The 11,014-nt window shown below is 44.4% G+C and carries 11 protein-coding genes and 1 riboswitch; all 11 genes read right to left on the bottom strand.

Annotation, left to right across the window (positions count from 1 at the left end):
• Positions 1–284 precede the first annotated feature (284 nt).
• The 11 genes from P9J64_17410 to P9J64_17360 all read right to left on the bottom strand — a co-directional run bounded on the left by P9J64_17410 (position 285) and on the right by P9J64_17360 (position 10,280).
• Positions 285–1,955 (bottom strand): sulfatase-like hydrolase/transferase, encoded by a 1,671-nt coding sequence (locus tag P9J64_17410; GenBank protein MDG5470097.1) that lies wholly within the window; start codon positions 1,953–1,955, stop codon positions 285–287.
• A 19-nt stretch (positions 1,956–1,974) separates the two neighbouring features.
• Positions 1,975–2,694 (bottom strand): isoprenylcysteine carboxylmethyltransferase family protein, encoded by a 720-nt coding sequence (locus P9J64_17405; protein MDG5470096.1) that lies wholly within the window; start codon positions 2,692–2,694, stop codon positions 1,975–1,977.
• A gap of 155 nt (positions 2,695–2,849) precedes the next feature.
• Positions 2,850–2,945: an SHOCT domain-containing protein gene (locus P9J64_17400; protein ID MDG5470095.1), complete on the bottom strand. Its 96-nt coding sequence runs from the start codon at positions 2,943–2,945 to the stop codon at positions 2,850–2,852.
• A 231-nt stretch (positions 2,946–3,176) separates the two neighbouring features.
• The gene (locus P9J64_17395) at positions 3,177–3,680 is read right to left on the bottom strand and encodes a hypothetical protein (protein MDG5470094.1); all 504 of its coding nucleotides are present in this window, start codon (positions 3,678–3,680) and stop codon (positions 3,177–3,179) included.
• Between the two features lie 204 nt (positions 3,681–3,884).
• Positions 3,885–4,646, bottom strand: a complete 762-nt coding sequence (locus P9J64_17390; protein MDG5470093.1) for an L-2-amino-thiazoline-4-carboxylic acid hydrolase — start codon at positions 4,644–4,646, stop codon at positions 3,885–3,887.
• 441 nt (positions 4,647–5,087) lie between these two features.
• Complete coding sequence (locus P9J64_17385) at positions 5,088–5,342, bottom strand: TIGR03905 family TSCPD domain-containing protein (protein ID MDG5470092.1); 255 nt, start codon at positions 5,340–5,342, stop codon at positions 5,088–5,090.
• A 230-nt stretch (positions 5,343–5,572) separates the two neighbouring features.
• Entirely contained in the window at positions 5,573–6,082 is a 510-nt protein-coding gene (locus tag P9J64_17380; protein ID MDG5470091.1) for a cytochrome c, read from the bottom strand.
• A 79-nt stretch (positions 6,083–6,161) separates the two neighbouring features.
• Positions 6,162–7,031, bottom strand: a complete 870-nt coding sequence (locus P9J64_17375) for a GerMN domain-containing protein (protein MDG5470090.1) — start codon at positions 7,029–7,031, stop codon at positions 6,162–6,164.
• A 187-nt stretch (positions 7,032–7,218) separates the two neighbouring features.
• On the bottom strand, positions 7,219–9,003 hold the full coding sequence (locus P9J64_17370; protein MDG5470089.1) for a hypothetical protein: 1,785 nt from the start codon (positions 9,001–9,003) through the stop codon (positions 7,219–7,221).
• Positions 9,004–9,083: 80 nt separating this feature from the next.
• Positions 9,084–9,431: a hypothetical protein gene (locus P9J64_17365; GenBank protein MDG5470088.1), complete on the bottom strand. Its 348-nt coding sequence runs from the start codon at positions 9,429–9,431 to the stop codon at positions 9,084–9,086.
• A 402-nt stretch (positions 9,432–9,833) separates the two neighbouring features.
• The gene (locus tag P9J64_17360; GenBank protein ID MDG5470087.1) at positions 9,834–10,280 is read right to left on the bottom strand and encodes a hypothetical protein; all 447 of its coding nucleotides are present in this window, start codon (positions 10,278–10,280) and stop codon (positions 9,834–9,836) included.
• A 121-nt stretch (positions 10,281–10,401) separates the two neighbouring features.
• Positions 10,402–10,493: riboswitch (cyclic di-GMP riboswitch) on the bottom strand.
• Positions 10,494–11,014 lie beyond the last annotated feature (521 nt).

Below are 11,014 nucleotides of genomic sequence, written 5' to 3'. Positions count from 1 at the left end.
CAAGTGCCGATATAAACCACCGCAAGGAAAACAGCAAGCAGGAATATTATGGAAGGGATAAGCACGTAAAAATCTAAAAACATGCGCATGCAATCCTGGCGAAACTTAGTGGCTTTTTCGGTAAGTCTGAGCATAAGCACCCCCGAAGGGTTGACGTATTGTAAACAAGGTTAGCACTATAGTGGAATGATGCAATTCGATATAAATTACGGCCACCAAGGATCTTATCCTCCTAACATTTGAAGGACCTTCGAAAAAGTATTGCAAACTTGGCTGACGGATACTTACTTACGTTCATTTTCAATGGGAAATATTGAGACCCATTGGTTGACTGAGCCACGACCATGGAGATCTCCAACAAAAAATTCTGGTGAAGTGCCGGGGCTCTGACTCAGAGATGCTCCGTAATGGTGACTAACCCAAGGCCCTTGATAACCGGAAAGGCCAAGTAGAGTCGGAAATATCTGAAAATGATTCGTCTTGTCGTAACTTGTTAATAGAACCGACCTGAAACTTTCCAAAATCGCCGCATCGTTGGAAAAAACAATCATAGGTACGATACCTTCGAAGCGATTTGCTCTCGGCCTACAGTGCGTCGCCAATGTTCCGTCATCGAAGATATTTTGGCCATGATCGCTTGTATATAAGATGGTATAAGTCTTGAAGTCGCCACCTTCGGATAGCAGGTCTTTAAACCAGGTATCAACACTCCAACGTACTCCATTCATAAAAGAGTTTAGAGATTTTTCTCTATCATTCATCGGCTCACCCAACTCAAGCGTCGGGGTGAAAATATTGTACTTTTCGGGATAGCTCCTGAAGTATGGAAAATGAATTCCATATTTATTGAGCATAATAAAGGTCTTGTCTGGTCGCCTGAGAAGATTGATTAACTTTTCACGAGCAACGCCGTCACTTTCGTAGGCGGTTTCCTGGCGAACCTGAACGATTTCGTCTACGTAAGACGCCTCATGCTTGTTCATGAAGTTCTGGTAGTTATCCCATTCATCAGCACTCTGGGCATCTATATACACATTGTAATACCCGGCTTTCCGGGTAAATTGCCAGATCGATGGCTTCTTTAAGCTCACTTGGTCGATGTCGGGGATTTCGTCTTTTCTTAAACCCGACCTGATAATGAGGTTTGAATAATCACTGCAATTCGAAGAGGATGCGGCCAACCCAAAATTTACCATGCCGGTTTGCAGTGATTGCAGAAAGGGGGTCGTCTCTTTTTCGTATGCATTGATGCCGAGAATGTCCGCACGGATACTTTCATCCACTATCAAGACAATTTTATCAACCTGCGTATCGAAGGAACCTGGGTAACGAACATTCTCTTTTTTACCATCGTAGACGTGACTGAGGCCGGCAAATGCCAGAATTGACGGAACCCTGAAAAAGGAAGGATATCGATCAAAATGGCCATGGGTATATTGCAGACCAATAAAGGTAAGGATCACGGCGCTTAGTGGAACGAAATAGAACTTTTCGGGGATATTCAGCTTTAAAAGATCCGGTAACCTTTCAACGAAAATAATAACCGGGATGAGAATGATAAAAAGAGGCAGTACCGCTAGGCCGATATTTTCAACCACCGCCCCGGCCCACCATTGAAAATATCCTACGATCAAATCTGCCGTCTGGAAATCAAGGGGCGCTTTTGAGACTTTGAAGGAACCGATATTAAAAAGGAAAAAAAAGAGAAGAAAAGGGATGGTTGTTTTTCGCAGAAGACTGCGACCACTAAAGAATATCAGGAATGTGCCGAACAGGCTCCAGAAGAATAGAATCAATGACAGGAACAGCTCGATTCTCTTGCCTTGACTCCACAGAAAGCGAAAAGGATAAAAAAAGTCGTAGAAAAAACTAAATTCTACGAACAACAGAACAGCAACTGAACTTAGTGCAACACCCTTTCTCAATTTTGCGAGAAACACCTCATCAAAGCGCACGGATGAGCCCCTTTCGGCCTTAGTAAATCCCAGGAATTAAAAGAAAGCGCACGCGTCGTGCATAGTCTCGATAGCCCGGCAACTCTTCCTGTAAAGTCTGGTCTTCAAGTACGGTTCTAATCACCGTGACGATGGATGCTACCGCCACTGGAATTAGTGCCCATAACGAGCCCAGGGCGAGAACAATACCGAATAGTGAAGGGATATTGCCGGCATAACCCGGATGCCGTACAAAGCGGTACGGACCACTGTCACACACCACATGCCCTCGATTCGTCTGAATGCGCACCACGCTGGAAAAAAAGCGATTCTCTGCCAATGCCCATGCAGCGGAAGCGTATCCGAGTGAGATCAAAATAAAGCCAATTATGATGAGCCATAGCGGAAATTCGGGTGACCAGTTATAGCGGTGGTCCAGCCCAGCTACAATAACCACAGGGAACCCGACACTCACCGCCATCAGTGGAGCAAGCACTTTATCCCAGGCTTTTGCGTTTCGGATATTTTCAATATTTTGTCGTTCAGCCATCAATCCAGGATGCCGCTGTTCCGCCCACATGCGCCCACCTATACCTGTGGCAACAATGAGTAGGGAATAGAGCCACGCCTGCCACCAACCGAGATCCCCACCGCATATCAACAAAATCACCGGGATAAGGAGATAAAACACAACTAATCTGATCCACTGATGAGGGGATACTGTTTGAGGGTCCTCTTCACTAATAGTCTTCGTTGACATGTTGCAAGCCCTGCAATCTATGAATAGGAAAATCTATAACGACAGTCATGTGCTGTATCGGAACAGAATGCTGAATAGTTGGATTGAGGTGCACTTGCCGATTAACTGTTTAGCGCCCTAGCGAGAACCTTGTTAGGGTGTAATTCCATAAACAGCTAACTCAAGATATCCTTCTTGATCTGTTCAAATTCCTCCTTTGTTATCTCTCCCTTGGCATATCTCGTTTTCAATATTTCCAATGCTGAACCCATATTTCCCTCTTCTCCGTGATATCCTCTCGGACCCCACCACGGAGGTCTACAACCGCCTCGCCTGACAAAAAGAAACAAAAAGACGATCATTACTACGAACATGATCAAGGGGAAAACCCACATTCCTTCCCAATGCCACATATACGGTTGGTTTGGGGTCATTGTCTTTATCTCCTTACGGCTTAATCCACCATAAAACGCAAACTAACGATCAAGTTCTAGAGGTGCATCCTAATTGTTTTTCTGAAGAGACATGGGAACGGTCTTGCAGTTCTCAAAGGAGATATTCCCGGGCAGATGAAACCTTAATTCTGCGTTCATAATGCCTGTTGATTCCATCCCTTCGATTACCTTGCAATTATTTACTTTGACCACATCACGGACAGTTTCGGTTGCTGATTTACAGCCTAAAACTACTATTGCATCATATTCTTTCGCTAGTTTTTGTAATTTTTTACGTTTTCCAGATGTCCACATGCACATAAACCAATGGTGATAAAGTTGGCTTTTAAACACTTTTGTGTTCACGCCATTTTCCTTGAATTTTGACTGTAGTTCGCGCAAGTATTTTTCAAACGGTGCTGACTTCAGGAAATGTTTAAATATCTGGATAAAAGGTTTATCTTCTCTCACGGCCACAGTAACCGCTGGACACATATTGCATGGGACTATCAAAACTGATTTCAGTCCATTGACTTCTGACTTGATGTCTCGATCGTTGAAATGAAGAGGCATAATGTTCTCCTCCTGTTTGTAAGGTTTTTCTAATCAACCAACAACAAGACTATCGCTAGAAAACAGTATTTCAACATCACCTAACACGAAAGAACACCTGTCTCCAGGTGGCCATCATCTTCATCTTTCTAAATACCCTGCATTATAAGAATAAGTGTCCCCGACTTCTTAATACAAATAACGGTACAAGCTCAGCGACGGAGTCTAGCCGTCCGCAGCAGCGCCTTGTTCGGCCTCCCTCTTGCGTATTCTTTCGATCGTTTCTTGCACTTGAGGCGTTTTTGAGGAGATCTGCGTTGTTGCGCCATCCTTGAATCGGAAGTCGCAGTGAAGACACCCGTCGGCAAGCGTCTGAGTGCGCCTGAGACCCCACCCCATGGTCTGTCCCAACACAATATCTGACATGCAGACGTATGGGGCAAACTCTTCTCCCCCATGTCTCTTGACGAATTCGAAGTTCCCGCATTGAAGGTAGTTGACGCCAAAGTCGAAGTCATCAGCCTCTCCGACGAGATACTCTATCTCAAAGTCACCGAAACGATCCTTCTGCCCTTTGCGAACCCGCCTCGCCATAATCCTCCCAACAAAGCGTGAGAACATGAACCGCCGCACTAGCAGCCGTTTCCACTGCGGGAACCCGGCCAATCTCAATCGAAGGGCCTCGTGGCATAGCTCCCACACCTCTCCAGGAGATTTACCATGTTCGGTCATTGCCTTGTAGACCGCGAGTTCCTGAGCGGAAATGAAGAGAAACGTGTTGAACATCCTGGCACGAGGCCCCTTTATGTAGGGGATCTCCGGAATGAGTTCTCCATAGTGCTGGCGGGCCCCTCTTTGCAGTGTATTGGCGAAATCCTCGTCATAGCGTGCGATCAAGGAGCCCCTCATCAACGCAGAGGTAATGTCAAAATCCCTCAGCAGCTTCTCTTTGCGTGGCGTATAGTAGCCTATGATTTGACTTGACATCGGATTCACCTCTTCGGGCCGAACTAGTAAACATACGGGAAAGTAGCGGTACAATATCAAGGCTAGAGATGTTTAACTTAATGCTATCGCTTCGTTGTATATATTCAACAAGTCTAGATATTGGCAAAGAAGTCTCTGCTGACTAGAAATCGGCGAATGTGAGTCGAGAGTATACTATTTATCCACTCGCAACGATTGAGGGTACGAAATTGCCGGAAATGAGAATTTCTTACTGACCCTGATATTTAAGAATGGATTTGTGTGAGATATGGCGTTCAAGAGTAAGGAGGAGATATTTACTAAAAGTCCTCTCGCATTGTTTTGATGATAAGACGTGGAGTGTTTGAGGTGTTTACTAGAAACCCTGACAAATGGAAAATGGCCACCTAGTAACGGGTGGCCATCATCATGTTGCTTAATAAGGTTCTCAAAAAATAATTGTTAGGATGCCTTCTTTAGAAGCATCGCTTCAAGAGCATTAGCTAGCTGATCGGGGCAACTGGTTTCTCCGCGACAAGCGATACCTTTAAGCCGTGAAATTACATCTTCTACAGGCATGTCTTTTAGCAACATGGAAAGGCCACTTGTGTTGCCACTACATCCGCCAACAAACTTAACTTCTTTTATTTTTTCACAATCAATTTCTATTTCAATGGATCGAGCACATGTTCCTTGAGTGGTATAAGTTGTCTTCACTGATTTCTCCTAGGGCTATAGGTCTTACTCACAAAAAGATCGTCAAAGTATATGGATTGCTGAATGTTGTCAACCACAGAAAAGGCCACCTGGAGTTAATCCTAGTGGCCTTGAATTTGCGGATTAAAGAGCTTCCTAAATACCGCTATCAATAATAAGTCGTTTTTTGTCTCACAAGTCGTGACTTATAAAAATCACTATATGGCGTACCTAAAGTCCAGGATTATTGGTCAATGGTCATGTTCATGTTTTTCCATTTCAGCTTCTGTCCCTTGTAGTTGATAGATATGATTGACCAGGTCCCAACGATCTATCAAACTCAAACTCGAAAAAGCTGGCATACCTGTTTCTCCACTACCGTTACCAATGATCCAGGACTTCTCCCCCGGGCCGTAAATAGCACTATGCTCTTGGTCCAGAAAATTAGCTGGCTTAGGATTTAAGCCCTTAGCAGCCGGACCATTCCCTTTCCCTTGCTGTCCGTGACAAACGACACATTGTTCTTGGAAAATATCTGCTCCCCTTTGTAGCGATTCTTGGTCTGGGATTATGGGAGTACGCTCCATTATTTGATAATCCGTTGGAACTTTATCTTTCAGAGCATGCATGGCCTGCATATGAGTGCTCATTCCGTGATTGTGATCATGATCCCCTTTTCCGCTAGCCAGACATGTTGTCGTTGAAAGCGCCATACTCATCATCACGAAAAACAAAAAACGGTAAATGGAAAATTTATTCATCGTCTACCTCACAATATAGGACCATAGGTTGTAAAAAATATTTCAAGCACCTGAAAAAATGTGGTTATACATCTCTGGTCTAGTGAATGAGTTTTTTGAGCGGCATCGTGTCAACACCACTATTCTCCCTGCCCAGTTCATCAACAACATTCCACTCAGCACGGAGAGATGTGCCCTCTTGGAATAGTTCCGGCGACTTTGGATGAACAACAACGGCCATCTGGAAAATCGACTTAAAATACTCCCCTTCAACTTTTTGACCATCCAGATGATAAAGCTCAAAGCTATTGACTTTGACCGGACGATCAAACTCGACAAGAACTTCCTCAGGTTCTTCTTGTCCTTTTCCCCAAGCCCCGGCCATAAGGATCAGTATTGGGGGAGGAACATCAACAACCACGTCAAGGCGCTTCTGATACCCAGCGTCTGGAATCCATGAGAGAGGCACACCGTTCAATGTCACTTTTACAAATTTTACTTCATCGAATTGAAGTGCCGTCTCCATCAATGCAATCGTTCCGGTACGCAGGATCTCATCCTTCCACTGCCGAGTCGTGACTAAGTCAAGGACCAAAGTATTTTCTTGTATTGGTTTTGCAAGGATTTCAAGATCCTCAGGAAAAGGGTTATCGTAAGGCTGCTTGTCTGATGTTATGAGATCGCCAGAGACCAACTTCTTAAGGACCTTTTCTGTCTGATTTTCTTTGGTGAATAAGAAAACCGGTAGAGGTCCAATTTTTTCTGGGTTGTCTTTAGTAGGCAAATATCCCACGGCAGCATAGGCACGCCCCTCATTTCCCTGGGGAGGAATGCCGTAAAATTTGAGATAGGCCTCGGTCGCTTCGACAATCCCGGTATCTTCTACCACGACCTCTTCCTGCTGGCAGCCAGTCAAACTAAACACGCTAACGGAGAAAAGGATTGCAAAGGACAACAAGACTTTCATCATAGCTCCTACCTTTTTTACTGTTTTTCATGATTGTACCACTCTCTTTGTTCTCACAACTACATCATACAAAGAATTAACTCACCGGGGCCGGTCATCTGCAACAGACTCGTCAACAATAACCCGAATGAGGTGAAATTTAGAACTCTGTTCGCCATGGAGAGAAACAAGTTTGAGTCAGCAGTCCCCTCTAAGTTTTAGGGTCGACTTTGCCTATTATTTGCTGTGCAAGTTCTCTAACAACTTTGTCCCCATCGGAGGCCAAATCCTGCAACAAAGGGCCATCATAATGTCTGCCACCTCGCAAGTTTTTCTCTAACCCCAGTACCAAGCCTCGCGACAGTTCTTTGGGGAGAAGATGTTCGAGCACCTCAATGGCATTTGCGCTAGTGCGAGCATCCTTTCCCTCTAGTGCTGACCGCACTGTGCTTAGGCGTCCAGAGGCGTCGCTATTTTCCAGCGTTCTCAAAATATCGAAGGCATGAGAATGTGCTGACTCAGACAGGTGCCAGACAAGTTGTTCTGGGACTGTACCCTTGTTTTGATTTTTAACTGCTTTAGCCTGAGCCAGTCTCAACTTAACATTCGATAATTGTTCTCTAGCACGAGACATTATCTCGTCGGAAATGTCTATCCTACCACGTTCAGAACCGCGCCAGTCGAGTGTCTCGAGGACAAGTTCCGCGTAGCGCTTTTTGATTTGAAGAGCAACCAATATCCATAGGAAAGTAAAACCAAAGCCAAGCACTGCCAAGTTTTGCGGGTGGAGGGGGGAATTGCAAATTGCAAAATAGGCACCCTGACATAAAACAACAAATGTTGCGCCAATAAGGGCACCAAGTCGGACGACAGTTCCCTTAAGAAACGGCAAAAGTATAACTCGTTGTTCATTGGGCAGCACCCCATTTAATGCTTGGCGTCCAGGAGTCTGAATTGCTTGCCGTAAGACACCAACACTAACGCCGGCATAAACAGCGGTCAAAAGGTCAAACTGCAACATGAAAACAAAAAATATCAAAAGGTGATTAAAGGGGTGAATCAGCAAACCACCAGACAGTCCAAAGCGATTGTAAATTCTGCTGGCAAACAAACTCAGTATCAGCGCCAGTATGAGTTGGGCGGCCCTATAAAAGCTAAAAAAGCTGAGCATTGAAGACTCATTCGTATAGGTCATATCAATAGCAAAGCTGACTTGGTAGTTGAGCAAGGGTGGTATTACGTTGGGGATCAAGGTTAATAGAATTAACCAGCGCACCAATTTCAACTTCTCCATCATTGGTAACACTTTGCGCATCTCAGCAAAAAACAGAGACCGAGTTTTTCTTTTGGGGCTGCTTTTCTCTTTAACTGATTGAAGTTCCTCAGCGCTAGCTAACCGGCCAGCCAGAAAAGCTGCGGTCATCGTTCCTGCAACATAGGCCCATAATACATTATCTACTGCACCTAAATGTACGAACCACAGAGTGGAAAAACTGCCAAAGAGGCCACCCAAAATACCCCCTGAGACCATCAATGGGAACAGCCTTTTTGATTGTCGTGCGGAGAAAATATGGTTAGCCAGGTACCAGAAAAGAAAGGTTAAGAGTATTTCGTACTGGGTCTTCATGACATAGAAGACAGGGTAAAGAAACTTTATTTCCAGAGGGATTGCTATGCGGGCGAGAAATACACTCAGCGTACAAAAAACCAGTGTCCACCGTAAAATAGTATGACCTGGGAAGCGTTGCAATAACCGACTAACGAGACTCATCACCACGATGGCTGAAATGGTGTTAACCAAAATCACGTTAGGCAGGGAATCTACACCGAAGCGCTTTAAAAAAGCTGTTTCTGCATAATTACTGAACAGGACGTTCGAGGCAGTAATGAGGGAAAGAGTGAAAGTCGCTAGTACGAAACCCTTTAGTTCATCACTTCGTATGTCAAGCCAATTACGAAGTAGCGTAAATTGTCTATTTTTGTAGTATGCAGGCATGTGCCTCAATTATAGCACTTGGGAAAGTTACGATGAGAAGACTGCCCTGATCTCTCTAATGGGAGCCGCTGTCAAAACAATCAGCAGTCGCAGGATTGGCAATTATTGATTTGAGAGGATGGCTCGCCGCACGATCTGGTCTTCGAGCAGTTTACGAACTCAATCTGACCATCGATATACTTGTCATCGATCATCTGGTAATAGTAAGCGTTCTCCAAATCCTCAATGCTAGCCTCGGAAGAAAGTCTTGCGATGGTTTCCTTGTTCACATTCGGACCTCGTTGAGAATAAGAAGGAGTTACATTCCTCTCAATGGCACACCTGGGTTCATAATCCTCCATTTCATATCCCTGAGCTAAAAATGCTCCTAAAAAAACTAGGCAGAGAAATGTTGCTGTCATTCCGATGGTCATTGTTTTTTTCTTCATGACGAGTTCCTCTCTTAGTTACACTCTGAATGTCACTGCTATGTTTGTTTGCAAGAACTACCTAACATATTGCATCCAACGTGCCAACGACCGACACTAGACTAACTTCCCGACAATATAGCTTTTTTGTCTCCATATAGACATTTAACGCGGTTGCCATGTTGAATATTATGAATATTGGGTGGGGTACCGTTGAATAATCTACAGCGTGTCCAGCTCAGGAATTGCTGGAATAGACGCCATAAAAGATTGTACTGACACGCCTAAAATTTTCAGAAATTCCCTTATGTTGATTTGGTGCAGTCAAACTTACAAAAAGACAAAATTCTTACTGACCCTGAAATAAAAAGGCCACCAAGGATCGTATCCTGGTGGCCTTTGTTTTAGCTTCTAGTTTCTTAGTTAATTTGTGCCTTCCTGGATGTGCTCACTTTGCATGTGCTCACCTTGCATGTGCTCACCTTGCATGTGCTCACCTTGCATCTGTTCACCTTGCATCTGTTCACCTTGCATCTGTTCACCTTGCATCTGTTCACCTTGCATCTGTTCACCTTGCATCTGTTCACCTTGCATCTGTTCACCTTGCATGTGTTCGCTGGAGGTATTGGCACCACCATGACTGCCATGTCCAGCGTCATGTCCAGCGTCATGTCCGCTTCCGCCGCTTCCGCCGCTTCCACCGCTTCCACCGTTACCGCCACCGCCACCGCCACCGCCACCGCCTCCGCCTCTAGCGAAAACAGATTGGTAGTGTACGGAAAAAGACGAAAGGTCGAGCGTCACAGGTGACAAAACAAAGGCCAAGACAAGGCTGACCATCAACCATCTGATTGAAAATAGCTTTTTCATTTTGAAGCTCCTATGACTAGAGTGATTGTTGCTTGAAACTTACCTCCTCCTTTCTTTTAATTCTTTAGCGTAGCCCCACCCACTCAATAAAAAACCAAGTCATACCGTTGGATAAATATCCTTCGGCAGCTCGGCCATCTTATCGTTGTTTTTGAGGAGTAAAGACCCGCCACTTTCCGTCCTTCTCTCACGAGAAGGTTGGCTTTGTCGGGGATTTTTTACCTGTGTTAGTTCACCTTATTCCTGAAGTTAGGTTTGTCAACCGATTCTAATTATTTACAACAATCTGGCAATTAATAACCTAATAACGGCAGAAAATCTTTGGGTCATTCTATGTCTTATTAATCCTCTTACATTGTTATGATGGTGTGAAATTGACAGAAATGCAGAATTACTAAAAACCCTGACTTGTAATAAAAAAAGCCCCACAGGCCAGGAGGGAGAAAGCCTGTGGGGCAACGTTGTAGTTACGGCAAGTTCACTACCTTGCCTCAATTAAATTTTATATACGTGGCCACAGAGAAGTCAAGAAGTGGCGATGTCGTAAATTTCAGATTAAAGCTCCTACTGAATACCTCTATCAGTAAGAAGCCGCTTTTCCTCTCATAAGTCGTGACTTTTAAGAAATTAACTGTTCGTGGAGTGTTTTTCCCTCAAGATTAAAATTCTTTACAATTAGTCCTGTGAGAGTATGATTGGCCCTTCCTAACGAAAGGTTGAATTATGTTTGACAT

The sequence above is a fragment of the Deltaproteobacteria bacterium IMCC39524 genome (genome assembly GCA_029667085.1).
GTDB lineage: Bacteria > Desulfobacterota > Desulfuromonadia > Desulfuromonadales > BM103 > M0040.
The sequence above is the reverse complement of the archived record's forward strand: the minus strand, read 5'-3'. Positions and strand labels throughout refer to the sequence as shown.

Coding starts and splice junctions, on each gene's coding strand:
- P9J64_17405 (MDG5470096.1), bottom strand. CDS start 2,694: ATGTCAACGAAGACTATTAGTGAAGAGGACCCTCAAACAGTATCCCCT.
- P9J64_17400 (MDG5470095.1), bottom strand. CDS start 2,945: ATGGGTTCAGCATTGGAAATATTGAAAACGAGATATGCCAAGGGAGAG.
- P9J64_17395 (MDG5470094.1), bottom strand. CDS start 3,680: ATGCCTCTTCATTTCAACGATCGAGACATCAAGTCAGAAGTCAATGGA.
- P9J64_17390 (MDG5470093.1), bottom strand. CDS start 4,646: ATGTCAAGTCAAATCATAGGCTACTATACGCCACGCAAAGAGAAGCTG.
- P9J64_17380 (MDG5470091.1), bottom strand. CDS start 6,082: ATGAATAAATTTTCCATTTACCGTTTTTTGTTTTTCGTGATGATGAGT.
- P9J64_17375 (MDG5470090.1), bottom strand. CDS start 7,031: ATGATGAAAGTCTTGTTGTCCTTTGCAATCCTTTTCTCCGTTAGCGTG.
- P9J64_17370 (MDG5470089.1), bottom strand. CDS start 9,003: ATGCCTGCATACTACAAAAATAGACAATTTACGCTACTTCGTAATTGG.
- P9J64_17365 (MDG5470088.1), bottom strand. CDS start 9,431: ATGAAGAAAAAAACAATGACCATCGGAATGACAGCAACATTTCTCTGC.
- P9J64_17360 (MDG5470087.1), bottom strand. CDS start 10,280: ATGAAAAAGCTATTTTCAATCAGATGGTTGATGGTCAGCCTTGTCTTG.